Origin of the sequence: Rhizobium pantanalense (assembly GCF_030182525.1) — a bacterium.
GTDB lineage: Bacteria > Pseudomonadota > Alphaproteobacteria > Rhizobiales > Rhizobiaceae > Rhizobium.
In genome coordinates, this window is record NZ_JAQJCH010000008.1 from 234,563 (window position 1) to 258,404 (window position 23,842).

The 23,842-nt window shown below is 58.1% G+C and carries 23 protein-coding genes; 7 read left to right on the forward strand and 16 right to left on the reverse strand.

Annotation, left to right across the window (positions count from 1 at the left end; all coding sequences use genetic code 11):
* Window positions 1-25 precede the first annotated feature (25 nt).
* Window positions 26-1,666 carry an ABC transporter substrate-binding protein gene (locus PH558_RS21435; protein ID WP_285206341.1) on the reverse strand — a complete coding sequence of 547 codons (1,641 nt, stop codon included), beginning with the start codon at window positions 1,664-1,666 and terminating at the stop codon, window positions 26-28.
* Between the two features lie 235 nt (window positions 1,667-1,901).
* Here PH558_RS21435 and PH558_RS21440 point away from each other — a divergent pair, with 235 nt between their 5' ends.
* On the forward strand, window positions 1,902-2,621 hold the full coding sequence (locus PH558_RS21440; protein ID WP_244575462.1) for a GntR family transcriptional regulator: 720 nt from the start codon (window positions 1,902-1,904) through the stop codon (window positions 2,619-2,621).
* A 392-nt stretch (window positions 2,622-3,013) separates the two neighbouring features.
* Here PH558_RS21440 and PH558_RS21445 read toward each other — a convergent pair whose 3' ends face one another.
* Window positions 3,014-3,913: a LysR family transcriptional regulator gene (locus tag PH558_RS21445; RefSeq protein ID WP_095438812.1), complete on the reverse strand. Its 900-nt coding sequence runs from the start codon at window positions 3,911-3,913 to the stop codon at window positions 3,014-3,016.
* 111 nt (window positions 3,914-4,024) lie between these two features.
* Between PH558_RS21445 and PH558_RS21450 the strand changes: the two genes are divergently transcribed.
* The 4 genes from PH558_RS21450 (at window position 4,025) to PH558_RS21465 (ending at window position 7,758) form a co-directional block, all read left to right on the forward strand.
* A complete protein-coding gene (locus tag PH558_RS21450; RefSeq protein ID WP_285206541.1) occupies window positions 4,025-5,107 on the forward strand; it encodes a 4-oxalomesaconate tautomerase in 1,083 nt (360 codons plus the stop codon).
* Between the two features lie 47 nt (window positions 5,108-5,154).
* Window positions 5,155-6,156, forward strand: coding sequence for an ABC transporter substrate-binding protein (locus PH558_RS21455; protein WP_113406925.1), 1,002 nt, complete (start codon window positions 5,155-5,157; stop codon window positions 6,154-6,156).
* Window positions 6,157-6,230: 74 nt separating this feature from the next.
* Window positions 6,231-7,001: an ABC transporter ATP-binding protein gene (locus PH558_RS21460; protein ID WP_174718665.1), complete on the forward strand. Its 771-nt coding sequence runs from the start codon at window positions 6,231-6,233 to the stop codon at window positions 6,999-7,001.
* Window positions 6,985-7,758 carry an ABC transporter permease gene (locus PH558_RS21465; RefSeq protein WP_285206342.1) on the forward strand — a complete coding sequence of 258 codons (774 nt, stop codon included), beginning with the start codon at window positions 6,985-6,987 and terminating at the stop codon, window positions 7,756-7,758. Before PH558_RS21460 ends, PH558_RS21465 begins: the two co-directional genes overlap by 17 nt.
* A gap of 162 nt (window positions 7,759-7,920) precedes the next feature.
* Here the strand turns inward: PH558_RS21465 and PH558_RS21470 are convergent, their stop codons facing one another.
* From PH558_RS21470 to speB, 10 genes are all read right to left on the reverse strand, one after another.
* The gene (locus tag PH558_RS21470) at window positions 7,921-9,162 is read right to left on the reverse strand and encodes a Zn-dependent hydrolase (protein WP_285206343.1); all 1,242 of its coding nucleotides are present in this window, start codon (window positions 9,160-9,162) and stop codon (window positions 7,921-7,923) included.
* On the reverse strand, window positions 9,159-9,989 hold the full coding sequence (locus PH558_RS21475) for a BtpA family protein (RefSeq protein ID WP_483314172.1): 831 nt from the start codon (window positions 9,987-9,989) through the stop codon (window positions 9,159-9,161). The genes PH558_RS21470 and PH558_RS21475 overlap by 4 nt, the downstream gene beginning before the upstream one ends.
* Before the next feature lie 8 nt (window positions 9,990-9,997).
* The gene (locus PH558_RS21480) at window positions 9,998-10,912 is read right to left on the reverse strand and encodes a PfkB family carbohydrate kinase (RefSeq protein ID WP_095438819.1); all 915 of its coding nucleotides are present in this window, start codon (window positions 10,910-10,912) and stop codon (window positions 9,998-10,000) included.
* Between the two features lie 5 nt (window positions 10,913-10,917).
* Window positions 10,918-11,688: a glutamine amidotransferase gene (locus tag PH558_RS21485; RefSeq protein WP_095438820.1), complete on the reverse strand. Its 771-nt coding sequence runs from the start codon at window positions 11,686-11,688 to the stop codon at window positions 10,918-10,920.
* Window positions 11,689-11,714: 26 nt separating this feature from the next.
* On the reverse strand, window positions 11,715-12,803 hold the full coding sequence (locus PH558_RS21490; RefSeq protein WP_483314177.1) for a phosphotriesterase family protein: 1,089 nt from the start codon (window positions 12,801-12,803) through the stop codon (window positions 11,715-11,717).
* A 5-nt stretch (window positions 12,804-12,808) separates the two neighbouring features.
* Window positions 12,809-13,816 carry an ABC transporter permease gene (locus PH558_RS21495; protein WP_285206551.1) on the reverse strand — a complete coding sequence of 336 codons (1,008 nt, stop codon included), beginning with the start codon at window positions 13,814-13,816 and terminating at the stop codon, window positions 12,809-12,811.
* 2 nt (window positions 13,817-13,818) lie between these two features.
* On the reverse strand, window positions 13,819-14,616 hold the full coding sequence (locus tag PH558_RS21500; protein WP_285206346.1) for an ATP-binding cassette domain-containing protein: 798 nt from the start codon (window positions 14,614-14,616) through the stop codon (window positions 13,819-13,821).
* A 90-nt stretch (window positions 14,617-14,706) separates the two neighbouring features.
* Entirely contained in the window at window positions 14,707-15,648 is a 942-nt protein-coding gene (locus PH558_RS21505; RefSeq protein ID WP_285206347.1) for an ABC transporter substrate-binding protein, read from the reverse strand.
* A 121-nt stretch (window positions 15,649-15,769) separates the two neighbouring features.
* The gene (locus PH558_RS21510) at window positions 15,770-16,384 is read right to left on the reverse strand and encodes a cupin domain-containing protein (protein WP_113233132.1); all 615 of its coding nucleotides are present in this window, start codon (window positions 16,382-16,384) and stop codon (window positions 15,770-15,772) included.
* 247 nt (window positions 16,385-16,631) lie between these two features.
* Window positions 16,632-17,687, reverse strand: coding sequence for an agmatinase (gene speB, locus PH558_RS21515; protein ID WP_285206350.1), 1,056 nt, complete (start codon window positions 17,685-17,687; stop codon window positions 16,632-16,634).
* Window positions 17,688-17,783: 96 nt separating this feature from the next.
* Here speB and PH558_RS21520 point away from each other — a divergent pair, with 96 nt between their 5' ends.
* A complete protein-coding gene (locus PH558_RS21520) occupies window positions 17,784-18,947 on the forward strand; it encodes an aminotransferase (RefSeq protein ID WP_285206351.1) in 1,164 nt (387 codons plus the stop codon).
* A 71-nt stretch (window positions 18,948-19,018) separates the two neighbouring features.
* Here PH558_RS21520 and PH558_RS21525 read toward each other — a convergent pair whose 3' ends face one another.
* The 4 genes from PH558_RS21525 to PH558_RS21540 all read right to left on the reverse strand — a co-directional run bounded on the left by PH558_RS21525 (window position 19,019) and on the right by PH558_RS21540 (window position 22,721).
* Complete coding sequence (locus PH558_RS21525) at window positions 19,019-19,576, reverse strand: flavin reductase family protein (RefSeq protein WP_285206352.1); 558 nt, start codon at window positions 19,574-19,576, stop codon at window positions 19,019-19,021.
* 11 nt (window positions 19,577-19,587) lie between these two features.
* Window positions 19,588-20,928, reverse strand: coding sequence for an LLM class flavin-dependent oxidoreductase (locus tag PH558_RS21530; protein ID WP_285206353.1), 1,341 nt, complete (start codon window positions 20,926-20,928; stop codon window positions 19,588-19,590).
* 111 nt (window positions 20,929-21,039) lie between these two features.
* Window positions 21,040-21,981 carry a LysR family transcriptional regulator gene (locus PH558_RS21535; protein WP_285206354.1) on the reverse strand — a complete coding sequence of 314 codons (942 nt, stop codon included), beginning with the start codon at window positions 21,979-21,981 and terminating at the stop codon, window positions 21,040-21,042.
* Complete coding sequence (locus PH558_RS21540; protein WP_285206355.1) at window positions 21,978-22,721, reverse strand: histidine utilization transcriptional repressor HutC; 744 nt, start codon at window positions 22,719-22,721, stop codon at window positions 21,978-21,980. The genes PH558_RS21535 and PH558_RS21540 overlap by 4 nt, the downstream gene beginning before the upstream one ends.
* A 232-nt stretch (window positions 22,722-22,953) precedes the next feature.
* Here PH558_RS21540 and PH558_RS21545 point away from each other — a divergent pair, with 232 nt between their 5' ends.
* A complete protein-coding gene (locus PH558_RS21545; protein ID WP_095438827.1) occupies window positions 22,954-23,781 on the forward strand; it encodes a transporter substrate-binding domain-containing protein in 828 nt (275 codons plus the stop codon).
* Window positions 23,782-23,842: the final 61 nt, after the last annotated feature.

Here is a 23,842-nt window from a genome sequence, read left to right on the forward strand (position 1 = left end):
GTCGAGGACGCCCCCGGCCTCCGTGCTATTCCTTCGAGATCGACTTCAGGTCGAGATGCGTGTGGAACCAGTAAACGTAGCCTTTGACGTTCTTCTGCATTGCGATGTCCGAATACAAATGGGCAACGGGCACGCGCGGCACCTCATCCATGGCAATAGTGTTCATCCTGGTGATGATCGCGTCGTAGGCCGCGGGATCGCTTTCGAAGCGGGCCTGTTCGATCAGCTTGTCCAGTTCCGGGTTCGAGTAGTTCGCCGTGTTGAACACGCTGTTGTTCTTGCCGTCATAGGTCCAGAAATAGAAGTATTCCGGATAGTCCAGCCAGCCGTAGAAATAGTTGATGTCCATCGGCATACTCTTCGAACCCATCTTGGCGAACCATTCGGAGCCGGGCACCTTGTGGATCTCGATGGTGATGCCGATCTTCTTCAGTTGTTCCTGGATCAGCAGCGCCATCGGCTCCTGAACCGTCGTCTGGCTCATGTCGATATAAAGGTCAGACTTGAAACCGTTGGCATAGCCGGCGTCCTTCAGAAGCGCCTTGGCCTTGTCAAGATCGGTATTGTACTTGGAAGCTACCGGCCACTTCGGTGCGAAGGGCGTTGCCGGATCGGCGCCGAAGAGAGGTTCGCCGCGCTCGTAGAGCGCCTGCTTCATGATGCTGTCATAGGGAAGGGCATAGGCGATCGCTTGGCGGACGTGCTTGTCGTCGAAAGGTTTCATCGTGACATTGAGGTCGACGTTGAACTGTTCGTTCTGCATCAGCGTGCCGATGACGTTGACCTTGCCGGCGGCTGCTAGCTCGGCATAGTCCTTCGGCGGCAATCCGACGGAGACGTCGACATCGCCCTTTTCCAGCAGGGCACGACGGGTTCCTGGCGAGGCGATCTCGCGAAGGACGACGCGCTTCAGCGCCGGCATGGCGCCGGATTTCCAGTTGTCGAAACGGTCGAAGACGATTCGGTCGCCGCTCTTCCAGCTGCCGATCTTGAACGGGCCGCCACCAGCATCGTTGAGCGAGGTCCATTTGAGCGCCCACGGGTCGTCGGCCGTTGCATGCTGGAGAGCAAGCTTCTTGTTGACGACATACGGGACCGGGACCGCAAGGTCTGGCAGTGTGAGCTTGTCGGCTACAGCGAGGGTGATCTTGAAGGTATGGGGATCGATAACGGAGAACTGCTTGGGATCGGTCAGCGAGCCGGCTGCCATCTGCACCGTCGGAAAGCCGCCGACAGAGACGGCGCGGTCGAATGACCATTTGACGTCCTCCGCGGTCACCGGCGAGCCATCGTGGAAGGTGGCGTCTTCTCGCAGATGGAAGATCAGAGTTTTGCCACCGTCCTGGATTTCCCAGCTCTTTGCCAGCTCGGGCTCGATCTTGGCCGCGTCATACATGACCTTGCCATCCGGCAGGGTCTTCGTTCCATGCGTTATCAGTCGATCGTAGAGTTGCCATGACGCCATCTGACTGAATTCGTTTGCAGCCGGCGCCATGGCATCGAGCGAGTTCGGGCCATGCTCTGCGACTTCGATCAGGACGTCTTTCGGCGTTTCTGCGTGGGCAGAGCTATAAAGCAGACCAAGCGACAAGGTCGCTGCGATCAGAAGGGATGTGTGGGAGCGATAGGCTTGCATGCGAGCGATCGCGGATTTGCTTTTGGCCATGTTGGCGAAACCTTCTGCTGGTGTGGCGGACAAACATGACCTGCAAGCAATATGCCAAATCATAAATAATTGAAAATATTATATATCTTTACAAAGTGCATTATTTATGTAATTATCTACATGCCCTCAATGTGGTCAAGGTGCTTTAATTTTAGTCATCAAACTGACTTGCTTAATTGCTGCTCGGTTGGATATCAGTGAGGCAGGCGCGACAATCATGCTCAAGGAAACGGCCATGGATGAAGACGACGATCCGGCGACGAAAGCACCATACGCGGTGGCCATAAAGCGCGCCTCCCTGCATCATCACGTGGTCGACAAGTTGCGTGAGATGGTCAGTCGTGGCGATCTGCCTGCCGGTGAGAGATTGAACGAAGTTGCTCTTGCTCAGGCGATTGGTGTTTCTCGAACTCCCATGCGCGAGGCCGTGAAATTGCTCGCGTCCGAGGGGCTGCTTGAACTTCTGCCGGGGCGCGGTGCCCGGGTCCGGCAGTATTCGGCCGAGGAGCTGATGGATGTGTTTGACGTCCTTGGCGCGCTCGAGCGACATGCCATCGAGATCGCGGTCTCCAGGATGACGCCAAAGGCGCTCGCGGAGATCGAGCGCTTGCATCATCAGATGGGCGAGGCCTATTCGAAGCGTAATCAGAAGGCGTACTTCAAGGCCAACCAGAAGCTCCATGCGCTGATTGTCGAACTGGCGGCCAACGCGGCACTGACAGCTACGCATATGACCCTGACCAAGCAATCGGTCCACAACAGACACCAAACGCTGATTTCGGAGCAGCGATGGAAGGAGTCCGTGGCCGAGCACCAGGCCATCTTCGATGCCATCGTAAGAGGAGACGTATCGCAGGCAGGGCTTTTGATGCTGGATCATAGCCGTAAAACCGGAGCTGCCGTCGTGGACGCCGCGCGCGCCGCAAATGAAATCAGGATAGGAAGTGGTCGATGAATGCGTTTGATCTCTTCATCAAGAACGGCAGGGTGGCAACGGCCTCTGAGCTATTCCTTGGGCAATTGGCCCCCAGCGACGTTATTGCAAAGGCGCTCACCAGTTGCTCGATATGTTTTACGAGGTTGCGCAAACCGTTGCGTGCGAAAAGCGCATCGCGATGCGGCTGATTTCGTCAGCGGATTCGTCGAGAGCTTGCTATCAAGTCGAGGTAGTCGCGGTTGATCGGTCATCGCGAATCGGCTCGTCTTCCTCCAACGAGGACAATCATCCTCGATGTGCTTGAAGGGGCGGGCCATCCCATAGTCAGCAGTCTGTCCATTGCTCGCCTTCGTCTGTGTCTTGTCTCCCCATTGCTTCCTGCATGGGCGCGTTCCGCCGCCCGGAATGGATTAAATCTGTCGCCACGCCCCGATCAGCATGCGCATGAAATGCTCTGCAGCCGGCGACAAGGTGCCTCCGCGGCGCCGCACGATGCCGATGGTGCGAGAGATTTCGGGGTTTCTGATGGGGCGCGTGATCAGGAAGGGATGTTCTCCCTGGGGGGTCGCCATTTTCGGCAGCACGGAAATCCCGAGCCCTGCCTCCACAAGGCCGAGGGATGTGGAAAGATGGGTCACTTCGTAAAACCAGTTGAGCTTGATGTTGGATCTAGCCAGAGCGGCATCGAGCAGCGTCCTGTTCGCGCTCGAGCGATGAACCGTGATCAGCGGATAGGGTTCAAGATCCTGCCATCGGACCTCTTTCTTTTCCGCTAGGGGATGATCGCGCTTGGCTGCCAGGACAAACGGATCCTCGGCCAGCCTTTCGAAGACCAGATCGCTGTCCGAGCTTCCCATGATGTTGATCCCGAATTCGACTTCGCCGCGCGCCACAGCCTGAAGTGCATCGGTCGCAGTCAGATCGAGGATCCGAAGCCGAATATTTGGATATTCCTGGTTGAACTGGCGAATGACAGACGGCAGGAAATAAAATGCTGCCGTCGGCAGGCATGCAATCGTTACCAGTCCCCCGCGCTTGGCTCCCAGTTCCCGCATCGAAAACAGCGAACCGTCGAATTCTTCGAGCATACGCTGCACCAGGGGCACGAGCTCGGTTCCAAGAGCCGTGGCGGCGACATGGCGGGTTGTTCTTTCCAGCAGCGGCGCGCCGATCGCCTGCTCCAGCTTTTGAATGCGGCGGCTGAGCGCCGGTTGTGACATGTTCAGCTGATCGGCCGCGCGATGAAAGCCCTGCAGCTCGACCACGGCAAGGAAGGCTCTAAGGTCAAGGATCTCACAATTGATGTTCATTTCGTATCAATACCCTCGATTTTAGCATTTCACATATCAATCATTAATTCCATAATAGCAATAACAAGGCGGATTAATACGTTAAACACATTATCTGGCGAGAAAAAACGCATGAATGATTTGCTCTCCATACCGTGTGTCCTGATGCGGGGCGGCACCTCCAAAGGCCCGTTCTTTCTGGCGTCGGACTTGCCACAGGACCCGGTCGAGCGGGATCAAGTGCTTTTGTCCGTGATGGGCTCGGGCCATCCGCTTCAGATCGATGGTATCGGAGGGGGAAACCCGGTCACCAGCAAAGTTGCCATCTGCGGACCGGGAACGGTGCCTGGCGCGGATGTAGACTATCTGTTCGCGCAGGTTCGCGTCGACAGGCAGATCGTCGATACCTCCCCCAATTGTGGGAACATGCTGGCGGCTGTCGGGCCGTTCGCAATAGAGGCGGGGCTTGTGCCGGTCGCCGGGGACACCACCCTCGTCAAGATCTTCAACGTCAACACCGGCAAGATGATCGAAGCCGAGGTTCCGACACCGAATGGTGCGGTAGCCTATCTCGGCGACGCAAGAATTGACGGCGTACCCGGCCAGGCCGCTCCGATCGCGCTCACATTCAAGGATGCGGCGGGTGCGCGAACGGGCCAGCTTTTTCCAAGCGGCAAATCGATAGAGACAATCGCCGGCATCGATGTGACCTGTATCGATTGCGCGATGCCGATGCTCCTGATCGAGGCGGCCTCGCTTGGTGTGACCGGATACGAGAGCGCTGCTGAACTGAACGGCAATCATTCGTTGATCGAGCGGCTGGAAAAACTTCGTATCCTTGCCGGCGAAAAAATGGGAATGGGGGATGTCCGCAGTCAAGTCACCCCGAAACCGGTCCTCATCTCTCCCGCCAGACAAGGTGGTGCATTGAACGTTCGCTACTTCATGCCGAATGAATGCCATCCATCGCTGGCGACGACCGGCGCTGTCGGGATCGCAACGGCCTGTGTGAGCGAAAACACTGTGGCATCCCGCCTTATCGGCGTTCAAACACCGCCCGTCGTGCTTTCCATCGAACATCCCAGCGGTCATCTGGACGTGAAGTTGCAGTTGAGGGATGGAAAGCTCGTTGCCGGAATTCTTCGCACAGCACGCAGGCTGTTCGAGGGCCATGTCTTTGCAAAGCCTGCCAAAACGCTGGTTTGTGCGGCATAATCAATCAACCTATGGCGCCGGGAGGGTGCCAAAATGGAGGAGATCGAATGAAAAAGCTTATTCTCGCGCTCGCTGCGGCGGTCGTGCTGTCCGGAACGGCTTTCGCGGAACCTGTCCGCATTAGCGTTGGTTCCTACAACCTCAACAACCTGCCTTTCCCGGTCGCACAGGGGCTGGGTCTTTACGAGAAAGAAGGGCTGGAGGTTACCGTCGAAAACTTCGCGTCAGGCGGATCGAAGACCTTGCAGGCCCTGGTTGCTGGCTCGACGGACGTGGCTGTCGGCTTTTACGACCATACGATTCAGATGCAGTCGCAGAACAAGCACGTTGTTGCCTTCGTGGAGCTCGGACGCAATTCCGGGCTCGTTCTGGCCGGCGGCAAAGATGCGAAATTCGATCCGAAAAATCCGGAGTCCATCAAGGGCGCCAAGATCGGAATCACCGCTCCGGGTTCCTCCTCGGACTTCTTTATTCGCTACTATCTTCAACGGCATAAGCTTTCCGCGAACGACGTTTCGATCATCGGCGTCGGGTCGGGGGCTGCCGCCGTTGCAGCTCTTCAGCAGGGCAAGATCGATCTCCTCGTAAATTATGATCCCGCGGCGACGTTCGTGGTCGAGAAGGGCGTCGGAAAGATCTTGATCGATGCCCGCAACGACGATGGCGCCAAGGAAATCTATGGCGGCATCTATCCGACATCGGTGCTTTACGCTACGCAGGACTATATCTCCAAAAATCCGGAGACCGTTCAGAAGGTCACCAACGCAACGGTAAAGGCGCTTCAATGGATGAAGACGCACAGCGCCGCTGAGATCGTCGAAAAGCTTCCGCCGGAATTCATTTCGGGCGACAAGGAGACGTATATCAAGGCGGTTGAAAACGCGCGTCAGATTTTTTCCACGGACGGGCTGCTCGACGAAAAAGATATCAAGACGCCTCTCGATGTCCTGACGTCGTTCAACGACAAGGTCAAGGCTGCCAAGATCGACCTTTCCAAGACCTATACCAACGAATTTGTAGCTAAGGTGCCGGCGACGGCATCGAACTGAGGGAGGTTAAGATGTCCGTGACAGCCTTAAAGCCGGCAACACAGACACCTCATGCTGCGGCGTCATCCAAAGCGATGGTGGCAATCGAAAATGTCACTATGGCCTTTGGCTCCTTCGTCGCGGTCCAGGATGTAAATCTGACGGTGGCTGATGGCGAATTCGTCGCTATTGTGGGGCCGACGGGCTGTGGCAAAAGTACGATCCTGAATGCGATCGCAGGCCTTTTGAAGCCGGCAAAGGGCTCGGTCTCGATCGATGGCAGCGTGGTCTCCGGCGTCCAGAATAACATCGGCTATCTATTTCAGCAGGATGCCCTGCTTCCATGGAAGACCGCGATCGAAAATGTGGAACTGGGGCCGATGTTCCAAGGCGTCGGCGCTGGCGAGCGCCGGGAGCGAGCCCTCAAATGGCTGGCCAAGGTCGGTCTTAAAGGCTTCGAGGACCGCTATCCGCATCAGCTTTCCGGCGGGCAGCGTAAGCGTGTGCAAATGGCGCAGGCGCTGATAACGGGGCCGAAGGTGATCCTGATGGACGAGCCTTTCTCCGCGCTCGACATTCACACTCGGCATTTGATGCAGAATGAGCTGCTTCGCCTATGGCAGGAAGAGCAGCGGGCTGTGGTTCTGATTACCCATGATCTTGAGGAAGCGATTGCTCTGGGAGATCGTGTTGTGGTTCTGGCCTCAGGTCCCCGGTCGCGCGTCATCGACAGTTTCCCTGTCGATCTGGAGCGTCCTCGCGATGTCGCGGAGATCAAGCTCGATCCCCGCTTTACTGAACTCTATCGCAATATCTGGGCTTCCCTGCGCGGTGAAGTGGAGAAAAGCTATGAACGCCATGACTGAGAGACTTACCCAACTGGCATTGCTGCTGGTCATTGTCGGCGGTTGGGAGGTCGGCGTGAACCTGGGCGTGATCGACGTCTTCTTCTTTCCTTCGCCTGTCGACATTCTGAAGCAGGTATTCACATGGGTCACCGATCCGGGCTTCTTCAAGCATGTGACCATCACCCTGACGGAAACGGTGCTCGGCTACGTCATTGGCACGGCTCTCGGCGTTGCCGCAGGGGTATGGCTCGGACTGTCGCGCTCGGCTGCCCGGATCCTCGATCCGTTCATCAAAGGCCTGAACGCCATTCCGCGTGTGGTCCTTGCCCCTATCTTTGTCCTTTGGCTCGGTTTGGGCTTGTGGTCCAAGGTGGCCCTTGCCGTCACGCTCGTGTTCTTCGTAACCTTTTTCAACGCGATGCAGGGTGTGCGTGAAGTCAATCCCGTCGTGCTGTCGAATGCCCGCATTCTCGGCGCGAAGAAGGCCGAATTGCTGCGTCACGTCTATTTCCCCGCTGCGGCGAGTTGGATTTTGTCTTCGCTTCGGACATCCGTGGGTTTTGCGGTCGTTGGCGCCATTATCGGTGAATATCTGGGTGCGTCGGCCGGTCTGGGATACCTCATCGCGCAGGCGGAAGGTAACTTCGACGCCGTCGGCGTCTTCGCGGGGATCTTCATCCTGGCGGTGTTCGTCCTGTTGATCGATCTCGTCCTGGATTTCGTCGAGGGCCGCCTGATCAAGTGGCGTCCGCGTGCGGCGGAACGTACCACCTGATTGCGCTTCGGTTGCCGAAAGCTCTCGTCGCAAGACAGGGCTTTCGCAACTCGCCAGCTTTTCGATTTCACAATCGTTCGGCGGCGAAAACCACGTCAATGCCCACGGCGCTGCCGGGTGTTCGTCTATCACCGATGCTGAACCACAGGCGTTGATCGTTGCTCATCGGGCCAAAGAAAGGACGGTCTCAAGCAGTACCTTTGCGCCTGTCTCGATGTTTTCCGAGGTGACAAATTCAGCCTCGTTATGACTGATGCCATCTCGGCACGGAACAAAGATCATCGCTGTCGGTGCAACACGGCTGATGAAAAGTGCATCATGGAAGGCGCCGGAAACCAATTTCATGTTTGGAACACCAAGCCTTTCGCAAGCCTTGCCGATCACATCGACGATTGACGTGTCGAATTGTCCGGGTGCCAAGTCGAAGCGTTTTTTGATGAGCACATCGACCATATGGCGTTTGGCCGACGCGCGGCATTCTGCATCGATCTGGGCTTCTATGGAGGAAAGCACGTCTTCCCGCGGATGGCGGATGTCGATGGTGAATGTGACCCTGCTTGGAATCACGTTGACGGAACTGGGTTCGACGTTCATTCGACCAACGGTCAGCCGCGCCATCGGGTCGGCCGGCATGACGACGAGCTGCAGTTGCGCAATCGCCGCCACAGCGGCCGCCATGGGATCTTTGCGGAATTCCAGCGGAGTCGTGCCAGCATGGGCCGCCTCGCCGCTGAAGGAAACCTCAAGCCACCTGGTTCCCTGTACGCCGGTGACGAGGCCGATCGGAATGCCCGCGTGCTCGAGCACGGGTCCCTGCTCGATATGCACCTCAACGAAGGCAGATACGGCATGGCCGACCGGCTGCATCTTGGCTTCCGGCAGCGCCTTCAATGTCGCCGCCAATTCATCGCCAAGCCTTGCTCCGTCGTTGCCACGCGTATCCTGCCACCCGGCCATGTCGCCCGCATCGACAAAGGCCATCGATCCCATGCAGCCGGGGGAGAAGCGGCTACCTTCCTCATTGGTCCACGACACGACCTCGATGGATCGCTCCGTGACGACGTCTGCATCCTCCAGGGCTTCCAGTACCTCGAAGGCAGACAGCGTCCCGAGAGCGCCATCGAACCTGCCTCCCGTGGGCTGACTGTCAAGATGGCTACCGATCAGGACTGGCGCAGCCGAGGGATTGCATCCTTCACGTCGGATGAAAAGGTTGGCTATCGCATCCTGGTGGACGCTGAATCCGCGGGCAATGGCCAGGTCAGCAAGCAGGCGCCGGGCCGCCCTATCCTCGATGCTCAACGCTTGACGGTTCACCCCACCCGCTGGCGTTGCTCCTATCGTTGCAAAATCGGCAATGCGCTGCCGCAGACGCTGCGCATTGATTTTTGGGTATGACGTCATCGGTGGATGCCCGTCACGAAGTCTTTTACCCGTTGCGGATCGACCGCGTTCCACCAGACCCCATCATACTTCAGTGAGCTTGCAATGATCACGCCATCGGCTACCGACAGAATGTCGTTACCATTTTCCGGCGTCACGCCGCTGCCGACGAGCGTCGGCAGACCGGCTGCCTGCTTGATCATTCTGATGTAGTCGAGATCGGCTGCATGGCCCGTCCTTTGGCCGGTGGCGATAACGGCATCCGCATCGAAGAAGACGAGATCCTTGACCTGTTCTTCGACCGGTCGGTCCGCAACGATGGCATGCGCTCCATGTTTGACATGGGCGTCGGCGAAGATGCGGATGCCATGGGCATTGAGCCTTGCGCGATAGCGCATTGCGCGGGCAGCTTCTCCCTCGATGAAGCCTTCATTGGCGACATAGGCGTTCGCCCATTGATTGACGCGCACGAAGCCCGCACCTGCCGCACTGGCGATTGCAAGCGCCGGAATGGCGGCGTTCGCAAGAACATTGATGCCGATTGGGCCGCCGAGTTCGCGGCGGATGCGATCGGAGATGACGGCCATATAGGCCGAGGTTTCAGGGCCGATATCATCGGGCTTGGAAAAGGGAATATCGCCGTGATTTTCGATGATCACGGCATCGCAGCCGCCTGCAAGATAGGCGCGAGCATCGTCAAGCCCACGCTGGTAGACGGTCTCAATCTCCTCGCCGGAGTAGCGCGGCGCACCGGGAAGCGGTGCCAGGTGAACGACGCCTATGATCGCCTTTTCGCGCCCGAAAAGATCGATGAGCGCGTTGCCAGCTATCTGCCCGATGGGTTTCATTGTCCCACTCATGTGTTTTCCAGTTCTGATCTCTTGATGATGTCCGAAATTTCCACCCGCGAGGGATAGGAGGCGAGCGTTCCAGGACGACCGACGGAGATGCCGGCGGCCTTGGTTGCCACTTTCGCAGCTGCAGTCAGGGTTTTTCCTTGTGCGAGCAGGCCGACGAGGACGCCCGCAAAGCAGTCACCGGCACCGCTGGTATCAACCACCGCACTCTTGGGCGCCGCGAGGATAACAGGCGCATGATCCGCCCGATCCCATATGAGGCTGCCTTGGCTTCCAAGCGTCACGACGACGCTTCTAGCTCCGTTGCCGAAAAGCACATTTGCCGCTGCCGTTGGGCTTTCCATGCCCGTCAGGGCCGCGGCTTCGCCTTGATTGACGATGACGAGATCCACATTGGCAATATCCTCGACCGTCACGTCCGACAACGGACTGGCATTGAGCACCGTCCTCAGACCTGACCTTCCGGCAAGTTCCAGACAGCTGGCGGTGATCTCCCTGGACAGGTTGCCTTGCATCAGAAGGATGTCGCCCTTGCTCCAGGTTCGCGTCAGGGCCGATTGCCGGATCGGATCGAAGGCTCGCGCGCAGGCGACGGCGCTGACGATGGCGTTTTCGCCGCCTTCTTCCAACAGGATCGTCGAACGGTCGGTGGAAAGAGGCAGGCGGATCATTCGATCGACCTCGAGGTCGCTCTTCAACGTCTCACTCACGCCATCCGCCATGTCGTCGTTGCCAAGCGCGCTCCAGAAGCACACCGCTGCCCCGCTTCGCGCCGCCGCCACCGCTTGATTGGCACCCTTGCCTCCTACGCCATCAACTGTCGAGGTCGCGTTGAGCGTTTCCCCCGGACGCGGCAGGCGCGGCAGGCGGAAGCTCGTATCGACGCAGACATTGCCGACGACATGGAGGCGCATGGGCGTCAGTCCTTGAGCGTTGCCCAGGCCAGCATCTGCTCGAAGAGCGTCTTGTAGCCGTTCCAGGCAATGAACTCCGGCGGCAGCCAGTGTGGACCGACATCCGAGGTCCAGACGAGTGTTCTGCCGGCGCCATAGGTGCCGGTTACCAAAAGTGGCTGCGAACCATATTCGCCTGAAACCGTCGCAAGCACGTCAGCTCCTGGCTTCACCTTCACCTCGTTGAAGCCGAGAAGATAGGGCCAATCTTTTCCGAGGCCCTTGAGAACCGGGTGGGTGTCATTGCCCGTCACAACGGGCGAAAACCCCTCGGGAACTTCAACGCGGTCATCGAAGGCAAGGCAGGTTACCGGCAGCACCTCCTCCACCGGTGTTTTATGATAGCGCGCGCCGCCATTGATGCCCTGGAAGCTGTAATAGCCGCCGAACATCAGCAGCGCGCCGCCATTTGTAACGTAATCGCGCAGCAGCTTCAGCCGGTTCGGGGTCCTCTTGGAATGAATCCAGGTATCAGGATGCAACAGCAGCGTGTTTGCGCCGATATCGGACAGAACGATCGCGTCATATTCCGCGAGTGCTTCGGTCGTCAGCGGAAAATCGCGCTGCGCCTCATGGGCCGGCATGAAGGTGACGTCAAATGCACTATCCTTCAATGCCTTCAGCAATTCGTCGGCACCGGTGTGATAGGTCACCGTCGGAAACTGATCGAAACCTTTGATGTGGGTAGCGGTTGAAACCCATGATTCACCCGCGAGAAGAACCTTTTTCTTGCTCATGTCTGCTCCTTGAATGCACTCGACCTTCAGGCCGAGGCGGAAAATACCGATTGGGGATTGGTGATCAGCATTTGGTCGATTGCCTGCTGGTCGACACCGTGACGCTTCAGTCGCGGCAGGAAATGCTTGAGAATATAGCCATAGCCGAAGCCGCCATAGCGGGTCAGCATGATCTTGAGAAAGACGTCCTGAGACAGAAGCAGCCGATCGGCAAAGCCCAGGTCTATGAGCGCCCTGATCGCCCTGGCGTTTTCCTCGTCCGATGGCGATTGAGCATCCTGATCGGCGTAATAATAATCCATGCCGATCATGTCATATTCCAGGAAGGCACCGCGTTCCGCGAGGCTCTTTTGATATTGAAGATCATTATGGCTGGGATTCATGTGGCAGAGCACAGTGTGACGCAGGTCCGCACCTTCGTCCTCGACCGCATCAAGGACGCGATGGGCAAGGCGCTCCCATCCCGGCAAATGGATGGATAGAGGCAGGCCAGTCAACCGCGCGGCTCGCGCCGATGCTCTCAAGGATTTTTGCTCCTCGGCCGTAAAGTCCTTGCTGACGCCGACCTCACCGATGATGCCTGCCATGATATCTGGCTGGGTTTCGCCACCGCCGACGTCGTTGACGATGAAGGCGGTAACTTCGTCCAGATCCATGCCCTTCAGCCACTCCGGATGCGTATGCTCTAGGTAGAAGCCGGTCCCCATGATGATCTTCAGACCCGACATGCGGGCGATGCGGGCCAATTGTTCGGCATCGCGCCCTATGCCAAAGTTGGTGGTTTCAACCACGGTGTGGCCGCCAAGCTTCTGGAAGCGGGAAAGTTCGGCTAGCGCCAGATCCCGATCATCCAGCGAGACGTTGTCGCGGTTCATATAGGGGTTCATCCGCAACTCGCCGATGATCTCTATTCCAACCGGCTGTTCGGCTATCGCCTTTTCGTCTGGATGGCAAGGGCACTTCCATGAGGTCGCTCCATCCAGGAAGATGTGCTCATGCATGAGCGTCACGCCCATGTCCGCGACCGGAATGGGACCGAGCACGGTCATTGCGCATCCGGTATGGACGCCAATGGCATGGTGCGTTCTGGCCCCCTCGGCAAAGAGATGATCCATCATGCTCAGCGGCCCCTTGCTGCGCCTTTGAAAAGGCGGAAGTTCAACCAGATTGCCACAAGGATGATGACCCCGGTGACGATCGGCGTGAAGAAGGGCGACATGTGCGAGAGGATCAGGCCGTTGGCGATAACGGCAACCGTCAGTGCTCCGAGCACCGTTCCGACGACCGAACCGCGTCCGCCGAACAGGCTCGTACCCCCCAGTACAACTGCGGCAATGACATCGAGCTCGAAGCCTTGCCCGGCATTTGAGGAGCCGGAACCGAGGCGCGCGGCAAGAATGATGCCGGCGACGGAGGCGGCTACACCCGATATTACATAGACGAACAAGGTGACGCGCCGCGTGTTGACGCCGGCGCGGCGCACCGCCTCGGCATTGGCACCGATGCCGGTGACATATCGCCCGAACGGTGTTTCGTTGAAGGCGATATAGGCCGCGATGAGGGCAACGATCGCGATCATCGCGGGGGCGGGGATGCCAAAGAACCAAGCCTGGCCAATCGCCGTGAACGGGCTTTGCGGATCGACGGGGATCGAGTAGCCGCCGGTGATGAGAAGTGCGAGACCCCTGATGACTGATAGCCCGGCCAGCGTGACGATGAAGGCCGGAATCCGTTCATAGGCGATGAAATATCCCTGGATTAATCCGGTCGCCGCGCCAAGAAGCATCATCAGAATGACAACCAGCGGCCATGCGATTCCTGCCTGCAGGCAGGCGGCCGAAAGCGTTGCGGCAAGGGCCAATACGGATCCAACCGAAAGATCGATACCGCCTGTCGTGATGACGAAGGTCATGGCCGCTGCCACGATCAACAGGGGTGCCGACTGTCTGACGACGTTCAGGAGATTGGGCGCAGTCAGGAAGACGTTTGTAAAGAGGGAGAAGAAAACGCAGACCGCGATGAAAAACAGGGCGATTGAAACGATGCCGCCATTGGCTATCGCCTTGTCATAGAGCCGTGCCTTGCGCAAACGGGATGAGGGGGCGGTTTGGGCGTGAGAGGATGTCATGGTCATACGGAAGCGCCTCGCTCGGTATGTTGGCCGGCCGAGCGTGCGGAGAACTTGCGACCGACGATCAGGTTGACGACTTCTTCGATATTCGTTTCGGCGATAAGGCGCTCGGCGACGTTCTGCCCCTCATACATCACCTGGATGCGATCGCAGACGAGGAAGAGATCCTGCAGCCGATGCGTAATCAGAATGACGCTGACGCCGCGGGCGCTGACCGTGCGGATGAGCTCCAGCACCGCCTCGACTTCGGCAACGGCTAGGGCCGCCGTCGGCTCGTCCATGATGAGGACCGAAGGATTGAATGACGCCGCACGTCCGATCGCGATGGACTGGCGTTGGCCGCCTGAGAGATTCTCGACCTTCAGATGCGTGTCCGGAATGACGATGCCGAGCCCTTCCAGCATATGGCGCGCCCGTTCATGCATGGTCTTCTTGTCGAGGATTGGAATGCCCGCAAGCTTCCATTTCGGTTCACGCCCGAGAAAGAGATTTCCTGCCACATCGACCGTGTCGCAAAGGGACAGATCTTGGTAGACCATCTCGACATGCGCAGCGCGTGCGTCAGCGGGCGAAGCAAAGGAAACTGGTTTGCCGTCGATCTCGATCATTCCCGAATCCGGGATCACCGCGCCTGAAAGAACCTTGCTCAAGGTCGATTTGCCGGCACCGTTATCGCCGACGAGACCGAGGACCTCGCCCGGCTTCAAGGTCAACGATACATTGTCCAACGACTGCATCGTGCCATAGCGTTTGGAAATACCGGTCATTCTGACGCGGTAGGTATCAGCGTTTGTCATATCAATGCTGCCTTGCGGAAATGGCCTCAGCCATGATGCCACAACGTCACGGCCGATGCGATCGGCCATGACGTGACGAGATGCGGGGAGCTATTTGAACATGCCCCGAAACTTGTCGACATTTTCCTTGGTGACGATGGTGACAGGCACATTGATGATCGGATCGATCTTCTCGCCCTTTTTCACCTTGACGAGCGCTTCGACAGCCGCCTTGCCTTCGCCGGCCGGATCCTGCTGGATAACGGCCGTTACCCAACCCTGATCGATGCCCTCGATTGCCTGCTTGGTCAGATCCCAGCCGAAGACCTTCACGTTACCTGTTTTGCCCTGGCTGGTGACGGCCGCAACGGCGCCGAGGAGTGCCGGTTCGCCGGTCGCATAGAGCGTTGTCATGTCGGGATTGGCGGTAATGAGATTTTCCGCCGCACTGAGGGCGACATCCTGAACGTTCTGACCGTCGACGGTATCGAGGAAATCGACCTTCTGGCCGCCAGCCTTTACCGCCGCCTTGAATCCATCAAGACGCTGATTCTGGATGAAGGAATTGAGTGCGCCAACAACGCCGACTTTGGCGCTGCCGCCCATCTTGTCCTTGACGTAATCGGAATAGAACTTGCCGATCTCCTCACCAGCCTTGGTATTGTCGACACCCACGAAGGCTATGTTGTCGCCGTTCGGAATCTGGGCATCGATAGCGATGACCGGGATGCCGGCCTTCTTGGCGGCGGTGATTGCCGGCTTCACTCCGTTTACGTCGATGGCGACCAATATGATGCCGTCGACCTTCTGGGTGATGTAGTTCTCGATGGCGTCATTTTGCGCGCTGGGCACGTTGTTGGCGTTGAATATGACGAGATCGGCGCCGGCTTTCTTCGCAGCCTCCCTGGCGCCGTCATTGATCTGGTTGAAGAAGAGAGCCTGCTGGTTGATCGTCACGAGAGCCAGCGTGTTCGCCATCGCGGCGCCGGCACTGCAGGCAAGTGCAACGGTTGCGCCAATCGCGCAACCAAACAGATATTTTTTAAGACGCATGATCGTTCCCCATGTTTTTGGATTGCAAGGGGAGTATTCAAGTAACTTGAATTCTTGTCAAGTCACTTGAATTGATGATTTTGAAGATGATCGTAAGTTCGTTCCAGGATAGCCGTTGGCGCTAAAAAGTCGCTGGCGTATTGACCCAGAAGATGCTTGCGCGCTCTGATCCCACATTGCGATACCAATGGGGCAGTTCGGAGTTGAAGACGAAGCTGTCGCCGACGGAAAGCCGGAATGTCCGTTCGCCGACCATGAGTTCGATCTCGCCGGCAAGAACGTATCCGACCTCCTCGCCGACATGCTGGATCGGCCCGGCACTTTGGCCGCCGGCCTCAATGTGGTGGATGTTGCATTGAAGCAGATGACCTTGCGAATAGGGGATTATCCGTTCGAGAGAGATGCCTTCTCCTCTGCGCAATGGGTCCAGTCCAATCAAAGGCCTTGTCCCCGAACGGAAGACAATGCCCTCTTCACCGTCGGCCTCCTCGAACATCCAGCCAATATTCGTACCCAAAACACCGACAAGTCTATGCAACATCGGTAACGAGGGCGAAGCCTTGCCGTTTTCAATTTTCGACAAAAGGCTTTCAGAGCAATCCGCGGCCAGGGCGAGAGCCTTGAGAGTCAAGCCCCGGGTTTGCCTGGCGAGCCTTAGACGGCCTCCGAGCCGCGCCGGATTGGTCAGTATCTTTTCCTCGTTGTCTTCTCCCGATTTCCCGGGGGATCCAATCATGTTCATGGTTCTGGTATCGCCGTTACAAAGCCGAAGCTTAACGCCAGGCGTCCGCATCTGTCTAGGTATCACGAATACCGGTGACATGCGCGTCGAGTTGCCGCTTTGCTAGGGCGACCTCTCCATCAGCGTTTGTTTCGTCGAGAACGCTGATTGTCGTCCTGGATTCCGTTGCTCGGTCCTCGCTTCAACCTACGGCGATGCTGCCGGAGTATTCGCAGACTTCGCGTTGATTGACCCGCAACGCTCAGCGTTTGCCGATCGATGGGCTGAACACCATGAGGCTCAATATCTCGAAGAGCACTTGAGCTCCTGCATGTGCGGTGTTGGTGGTCGCATCATATTGGGGAGCAACCTCGACGACATCACCACCCACCAGATTTATGCCTTTCAGCCCGCGTATCAGTTCAAGAACTTCGCGCGTCGTCAATCCGCCGATCTCGGGCGTGCCCGTACCGGGGGCAAAACTCGGATCGAGGCTGTCGATGTCGAAGGAGAGATAGGTCGGGCCGTCACCGACGATGGATTTGGCCTTGGCGATGACGGCTTCCATCCCCATTGCACTGATGTCTTCTGCGTGGATCACGCTCATTCCCGACTTATAGGAGAATTCCCATAGATATTCCGCCGAACCGCGGATGCCGATCTGGATCGTCCTCGTCGGATCGAGCACGCCATCTAGCACGGCGTTGCGAAACGGTCCGCCATGATGAAACTTCGTCTGATCGAAGGCACCGCTGGTGTCGCAGTGAGCATCGATATGAATAAGGCCCACCGGCTCCTTCCGGCCGACCGCCTTCAAGATCGGATGCGTGATGGAGTGGTCACCCCCGACCGAGAGCGGCACGACGCCGGCATCGACGATCTGGCCGATCCGCTTTTCGATGTCGTCGTGACTGAGCTCTAGCCGATATCGGCTCTGAAACGGCACGTCGCCAATGTCGGCGACGCGAAGATCGAAGACCGGCGCCGTTCCCAGAACGTGATTGTAAGGACCGATCCTCTCGATGGCGCGAAGTGCGCGTGGTCCGAAGCGGGAGCCGGGACGGTTGGTGACGCCGAGATCCATCGGTATCCCCGTGATCGCGACCTGGAGATTGCCGAAATCAGGCTCGTCGGCTGCGACCTGCATGTAGGGCGCGCTGAGGAAAGTCGGCACACCGGCATATGGCGCCAGTCTCGTGCCGCTCTTGGAGATGATCTTTTCCGCGATTTTGCGAAACTTCTCGTCGAATATCTCGCCGCCTTTGCTGTCTGCAAATTCCGCGCGCAGCTGTTCGAGCCGCATCTTGTCCCACACCATGTGCATGCGTCTCCACTTGAGGTCCGTCTCACTCAACAAAGAGGTTGAGAAAACAATTGGTATCGTTGTAGCAATCGGTATCAAAGAGAAATCGATATGACCGCTGCAAAATCCAATTCGCTCGTTGCCCGCCTCTCCCCTCCGCCCATCCCTTCCGTCGTTGCCTGGGGCCGCGAATACAAAGGGCAGAAGGGGCCGCTCATCGACTTGTCGCAGGCCGTGCCCGGTTATCCTGCGCATCCGGAAATGCTGCGTCTTCTCGGTGAGACGGCGGCGCAACAGGCGATGACGGGATATGGCCCGATCGAGGGCGAACCTTTGCTGCGGCAGGTCTATGCCGCACATGTCGCAGAAGTTTACGGCGCGGACATATCTGCCGGCAATATCCATATCACGGCCGGCTGCAATCAGGCGTTCATGTGCACGGCGATTGCGCTTGCTGGCGCCGGCGATACGGTCGCGCTCACCAATCCCTTCTATTTCAATCACGACACGACGCTGTCGATGCTAGGAATCGAGCGGCTGCTGGTCGACTGCGATCCTGTAGCCGGCTTTCTTCCCGATCTAGTCTCAGCCGAGGCCGCACTTGCAGCCGGCGCGAAGATGCTTGCCGTCGTTACGCCCAACAATCCTACCGGAGCAGTCTATCCGCCTGAGCTGCTTCACGCACTTTTCAGGCTCTGCCGGAAATATGGCGCCTGGCTGGTCGTTGACGAAACCTATCGTGACTTCCTGGCCGAAGGTTACGGCCGGCCGCACGCCCTGCTGTCTAAGCCGGGCTGGGAGGATACGCTCGTCCTTCTCTACAGTTTTTCGAAATCCTTCTGCATCCCGGGTCATCGCCTTGGCGCCATCACTGCAGGTCCCGGGCTCATTGACGAGATTGCGAAGGTCATGGACAATATGCAGATCTGCGCTCCGCGTTCGGCGCAGGTCGCCGTCGCATCAGCTTTGCCTGTCCTTGCCGACTGGCGGGCGGGCAACCGATTGGAGATCGCTCGCCGCGCCGATACCTTGAGACGGGCGTTTTCTGAGCTGGCGGGCTGGGAGATTGCAGCGATCGGCGCCTATTTCGCCTTTGTTCGCCATCCTTTCGAGGGCCGATCGTCGTCCGAGGTGGCCGAAGAACTTGCTAGGGAACGCGGCGTGATCTGCATCCCTGGGGCATATTTCGGGGAAGGGCAGGAGCGGTACCTTAGATTTGCCTTTGCCAATGTCGATGTTGCCTCGATCAGGTTATTGCCGGACCGGCTACGCTAGAGCGTGATGCCGAAAAGTGTGAGCGGTTTTCGGACGACATCACGCTCTACTTCTTTGATTCTAGAGCGGATTCAGATTTTAGGTCGAACAGACCTAAAATCATCCGGCTCTAGACAGCGCTCATCAATAGCGGCCGGAAGGTCATGATAGCCGCCTTGCCAGTAGAGCAGCGGCCCGATGTCTCGCCGGATTTCCATCGCGCAGATATGCCCGATCAGAATGGCATGGGAGTGATGATGGAATGTGGTTTCCAGCTTGCAGTCGAGGACCGTCAGGGCATTTTCAAGTGCGGCGGCACCTGTCCTGAGGCGATACCACCCGGCACCTTCATAGCGCTCGGCGCCCTTGCGTCTGCCGATGCCGGAAAAGGATTGCGCGACGTGCTGTTGGTCGGCCGCAAGCACGTTGACGCAGAAACAGCCATACCGCTGCAGCGCCGGCCAGGAGGAAGAGGTCCTGTTGATGCTGACGATAACGGAAGGCCGATCCGCCGAAAATGAGGAAACCGATGTTGCGGTGAAGCCGGTCCGGTCTTGGCCATCTCCGACCGTGATCACGCTGACCGCGCCGGCCAGATGACGCATCGATAGCCTGAATTCCGCGTCGCTGATCAGAGCCTCGTCACCCATTGGACAGGCCCTCAGCTTTTGGCAAAACGGTTCGCCGGCGTGGAAATGCCGAGATTTTCGCGCAGGGTCTTCCCCTCATATTCCTCGCGGAAAAGTCCACGGCGGCGCAGCTCCGGCAGGACGAGCCGCACGAAATCGTCGAGGCTGGACGGCAAGGTCGGAAACATCAGGATAAAGCCGTCGGCGGCGCGTGTCTCGAACCACTCTTCCATGTAGTCGGCGATCTGGGTCGGCGTGCCCGTTATGCCATTGCCGGTGTGCTTCTCGGCATAGTGCCGGATCAGTTCACCGACCGTGTGGCCGCTCTTGACGAAATCGACCAGTTCGTCGAACAGCGCGCGCGATCCTTTCGGGGCGGCCGGCAGACTGTCCATCGGGAAGGGCGCATCGAGAGCCACCCCACGCAGGTCGGCCTCCAGGAATTCGGAGAGCATCAGCCGCCCGACATCGGGATGCATCTTGTCGATCAGATAGTCCACCTTCGCCTTTGCCTCGGCTTCGGTTTCGCCGACGTTGATGACGATGCCCGGCATGATTTTCAGGTCGTCGCGATCACGCCCATAGGCAGCCATCCGGCCTTTGACATTGTCGTAGAAGGCCCGGTTTCGTTCGATGTTCGATGCGAGGCTGAAGACGATCTCGGCCGTGCGTGCCGCCATGTCCATACCGGGCTCGGAACCGCCCGCCTGGGCGATGACAGGACGGCCCTGAGGCGTTCGCGCAATGTTGAGAGGTCCGCGAACCTGGAAGTGCTTGCCCTTGTGGTTGAGCGTGTGGTGCTTGTCCTTGTCATAGTAGACGCCGGATTCGCGATCGAGAAGGAGCGCGCCCTCCTCGAAGCTGTCCCAAAGGCCGAAGACGACGTCGACGAACTCGTTGCCGCGCTCGTAGCGCAGCGCGTGTGGATCGAGCCCCTCGCGATTGAAGTTGTAGCCGGTTTCGTCATGGTCTGACGTGACGACATTCCAGCAGGCGCGGCCCTTGCTCAGATGGTCGATCGAGGAAAACAGACGGGCTACATTGTAAGGCTCATAATAGCTTGTCGAGACCGTTGCCACGAGACCGAGATCGTTGGTCGTAACCGCGAGTGCCGAGAGTAGCGACAAGGGCTCGAAGCGATTCATCTTTGTGGGAATGCGGGCGAGCGCATTCGGATCGCCGACGGCGGCTGCCGGAGAATCGGCCATGAACATGAAATCGAATTTGGCCGCCTCGGATCGTTTGGCGACATCGAGCAAATGCGCGAAGTCATTGGCGCCGTTGACGTCGCTTGCCGGATGCAGCCAGGAGGCCGGATGAAAGCCGAACGTATAGACGAAAGTTCCGAGTTTCATCTTGTCGGTTCGCGCCATCGAACCCTCCCCTTATGTCGGTCACGCCGTTCCGTTGACGGCGAATGCGCAAATTATCGCCAGGAGCAAAATTTCATCAATATCGCGCAGCTGAGTTCCGTTTTAGTTTTTCTAAAATGTTGATCTGGGTGCCGATATGAGGGCCTGCTGGCGGGAAATGGTGACGAGCCAATCGCGAAATTGGCGCCCGTAGGGTTTTTCCAGGGCCGCTCTGTCCCAGGCGAGAAAATAGCTTTCGCGCAAGGGAATGCGTATGTCGAGGGGAATGACGAGCGTCTGCGCCTCGAGTTCATCCGCAATCATCGACATCTGCGCGAGTACGACGCCGCGTTTGTTGACGGCAGCGTCAATTGCGCTGCTCGATAGGGTGAAGGAAAGGCCGGTGGCGGTTTCTTCGAGCGCCGCTCCCGTCTTCGCGGCGAATTCAAGCCAGCTGGGATAGGGCGTGAAATGCCGCTCCCATTCGACATGCAGGAGCGGATATTGAAGAAGTTGCGCCGCAGAAGGCGCCTTGCCCTTGATCAGGGCCGGCGAGCAGGCCGGAACCACCCAATCGTGGAACAGCTCGCTATAGTGTTCATGCTGCAGTACGTCCGATCCGTAGCTGATGCGGAAATCGATGTCGTCGAAGCCCATGCGCGGTTCCTTGTCGCGCCCGACGATCCGGATATGCGCGTTTGGATGAAGGGCCTGCCAGTCGAAGATCCGGCGCCCGATCCATTTGTTGACGACGGAAGATAGCGCGCTGAGAACAAGAGCATTCTCGTTGCGCGCCCGTTCCAAGACCTGTTCAGCAACCGCGAATTGCTCGAATCCCTTCGATATTTCCTGATGATAGAGCCGACCCCATTGGGTGAGTTCCACCGTGCGACCATTGCGCTCGAGCAAGGTGACGCCGAGAAAGCTCTCGATCTTACGGATCTGCTGACTGATCGCTCCGGGCGAAACCTTCAGTTCCAATGCTGCGGCGCTCACGCTGCCGCAACGGCCGACGGCTTCGAAGGCCTGCAAGCCCTTGAGCGGAACCGCCCTGCTGATCCGTTTCTCGTTCAAGAGGCGATTCCTTGCGGCAGTTGATCGATGGTCCTGCTTTCATTGGGATGGAAGTCACCGGCAAACTGGAAGCGGTCGCCGGGATGGATGAACTCGACATAGGTGACCGTACGGCTGCTCTGCCATGTCTGGCGGATGAGCGTCAGGCAGGCTTCGCCGCGCTCGGTCTCAAGCAGGCGTGCCGTCGTGGCATCGGCCGAGACGGCTCGAATGACATGCCGGGCCTTCGACCAGGGCACCATGTCCAGCAACCATTTGCCTGGTGGTACCGAAGCGAAACTCTCGGTTCTTGCTGCTGGCACCAGGTCCAGCATGATGATGCGCCGCTCCAGCGCATTCGCCTTGCCGTCGACCGCATGCAGGCAGTGGAGCCGCAGGATTTCCGCTCCCATGGTTTCGCCGAGCCGCATCGCGGTGGTGGCATCGAGCCTCTCGACTTTTCGCATCAGCATCGTGTGACTGTGTTGATGCCCTGCCAACTCCGCTTCCGTGGAAATGTCCTGGATGTCCATGACCGTGCGGTCGATCTGCCGCGAAGCGACGAAGGAACCGAGCTTGCGGCGACGTATGATCATGCCACGCTCGGCCAGTGTCGAAAGCGCCTTGTTCACGGTCATCCGAGAGCATTGATACTCTTTCAGCAGCTCGTGTTCGACGGGTATTCGGTGCCCCGGCGGCCAGATGCCGCTCACGATCCTACTTTCGATATCCTTCAGAATTTTCTGATGAATTGGGACCAATGCTCGCCTTGCTCCGGCAATGAATTCAGTGTCCGTAAAAACCGCGTCTGCCAGATTCATCGGGCATCATACGGCATAATTCTTGCGTTCGTTATGTTTTGTGTTTGACAGTGTAGGCGAGGCTGTATCTATTTGTATAGACAAAAAAGGTCATAGAAATCGGCCTGACGGGACAATGCTTTGGGGAACCTGAACCTTCCAAAAGGAAGGGTACAAAACTGGAGAGAAAGACATGACGAAAAATTCGCTTCTGAAGGGGTTGGTTGGCGCCGCACTTTTGTTTGGCGCAACGATCTCGGCCCATGCGGCTGATACGCTTGCCGCGGTCAAGGCTGCCGGCACCCTGAAGGTCGGCACCGAGACGGCTTTCGCCCCGTTCGATTTCATCGACGCCGGCAAGCATGTCGGCTTGAACGTCGATCTCTTCGACGAGATCGGCAAGGAGCTGGGCGTGAAGATCGAATGGGTCACCCTGCCATGGGATGGCGTTTTCCCGGCGCTTGAAGCTGGAAAGTTCGACGTTGTTGCCGGTCCGGCGACGATCACCAAGAAGCGCATGGAGCGCTATCGCTTTACCCCGCCCTTGGCCGAAGCAACCATCGCGATCCTGAAGAAGGCCGGTGACAAGACGATCAGCAAGCCGGAAGACATCGCCGGCAAGAAGATCGGCGTCGGCAAGGCGACCGCGCAGCTCGATCAGCTCAAGGAGTTTTCCGAAACCCTGCCGACTAAGGCCGATATCCGCGAATATCCGGCCTTTACGGAATCCTATGCCGACCTCGCGGCCGGCCGCATCGCCGGCGTTGCCAACTCGCTGCCGAATATTGCATTCGTTGCCAAACAGCGTGAAGGCACGTTCGAAGTCGTGCTGCCGCCCTTCGGCAAGAAGTCCTATTTCGGCTTCATCGGCTTGAAGGATGCCGACCACGCACCGTTGATGGATGCCATCGACGCTGCCATGCTGAAAATCAAGGCTGACGGCCGCATGGCGACGCTGCAGAAGAAGTGGTTCGGTGCAAGCTTTGACACACCTGACGCCGTCAAGGACCCGGCATTCTGATCAGTCCTCGGAAATCGGCCGTGCCCACTTTGTTGCCGGGCACGGCTGACTGCCGAGATCT

Excerpts from the sequence above, each read along its gene's own strand:
- PH558_RS21510 (WP_113233132.1), bottom strand. The coding sequence starts at position 16,384 with ATGATTGGATCCCCCGGGAAATCGGGAGAAGACAACGAGGAAAAGATA.
- PH558_RS21495 (WP_285206551.1), bottom strand. The coding sequence starts at position 13,816 with ATGACATCCTCTCACGCCCAAACCGCCCCCTCATCCCGTTTGCGCAAG.
- PH558_RS21485 (WP_095438820.1), bottom strand. The coding sequence starts at position 11,688 with ATGAGCAAGAAAAAGGTTCTTCTCGCGGGTGAATCATGGGTTTCAACC.
- PH558_RS21500 (WP_285206346.1), bottom strand. The coding sequence starts at position 14,616 with ATGACAAACGCTGATACCTACCGCGTCAGAATGACCGGTATTTCCAAA.
- PH558_RS21470 (WP_285206343.1), bottom strand. The coding sequence starts at position 9,162 with ATGACGTCATACCCAAAAATCAATGCGCAGCGTCTGCGGCAGCGCATT.
- PH558_RS21445 (WP_095438812.1), bottom strand. The coding sequence starts at position 3,913 with ATGAACATCAATTGTGAGATCCTTGACCTTAGAGCCTTCCTTGCCGTG.
- PH558_RS21505 (WP_285206347.1), bottom strand. The coding sequence starts at position 15,648 with ATGCGTCTTAAAAAATATCTGTTTGGTTGCGCGATTGGCGCAACCGTT.
- PH558_RS21440 (WP_244575462.1), top strand. The coding sequence starts at position 1,902 with ATGGATGAAGACGACGATCCGGCGACGAAAGCACCATACGCGGTGGCC.
- PH558_RS21480 (WP_095438819.1), bottom strand. The coding sequence starts at position 10,912 with ATGCGCCTCCATGTCGTCGGCAATGTCTGCGTCGATACGAGCTTCCGC.
- PH558_RS21490 (WP_483314177.1), bottom strand. The coding sequence starts at position 12,803 with ATGGATCATCTCTTTGCCGAGGGGGCCAGAACGCACCATGCCATTGGC.
- PH558_RS21475 (WP_483314172.1), bottom strand. The coding sequence starts at position 9,989 with ATGAAACCCATCGGGCAGATAGCTGGCAACGCGCTCATCGATCTTTTC.
- PH558_RS21450 (WP_285206541.1), top strand. The coding sequence starts at position 4,025 with ATGAATGATTTGCTCTCCATACCGTGTGTCCTGATGCGGGGCGGCACC.
- PH558_RS21435 (WP_285206341.1), bottom strand. The coding sequence starts at position 1,666 with ATGGCCAAAAGCAAATCCGCGATCGCTCGCATGCAAGCCTATCGCTCC.
- PH558_RS21460 (WP_174718665.1), top strand. The coding sequence starts at position 6,231 with ATGGTGGCAATCGAAAATGTCACTATGGCCTTTGGCTCCTTCGTCGCG.
- speB (WP_285206350.1), bottom strand. The coding sequence starts at position 17,687 with ATGGTGTGGGACAAGATGCGGCTCGAACAGCTGCGCGCGGAATTTGCA.
- PH558_RS21525 (WP_285206352.1), bottom strand. The coding sequence starts at position 19,576 with ATGGGTGACGAGGCTCTGATCAGCGACGCGGAATTCAGGCTATCGATG.
- PH558_RS21530 (WP_285206353.1), bottom strand. The coding sequence starts at position 20,928 with ATGGCGCGAACCGACAAGATGAAACTCGGAACTTTCGTCTATACGTTC.
- PH558_RS21520 (WP_285206351.1), top strand. The coding sequence starts at position 17,784 with ATGACCGCTGCAAAATCCAATTCGCTCGTTGCCCGCCTCTCCCCTCCG.
- PH558_RS21465 (WP_285206342.1), top strand. The coding sequence starts at position 6,985 with ATGAACGCCATGACTGAGAGACTTACCCAACTGGCATTGCTGCTGGTC.
- PH558_RS21455 (WP_113406925.1), top strand. The coding sequence starts at position 5,155 with ATGAAAAAGCTTATTCTCGCGCTCGCTGCGGCGGTCGTGCTGTCCGGA.
- PH558_RS21545 (WP_095438827.1), top strand. The coding sequence starts at position 22,954 with ATGACGAAAAATTCGCTTCTGAAGGGGTTGGTTGGCGCCGCACTTTTG.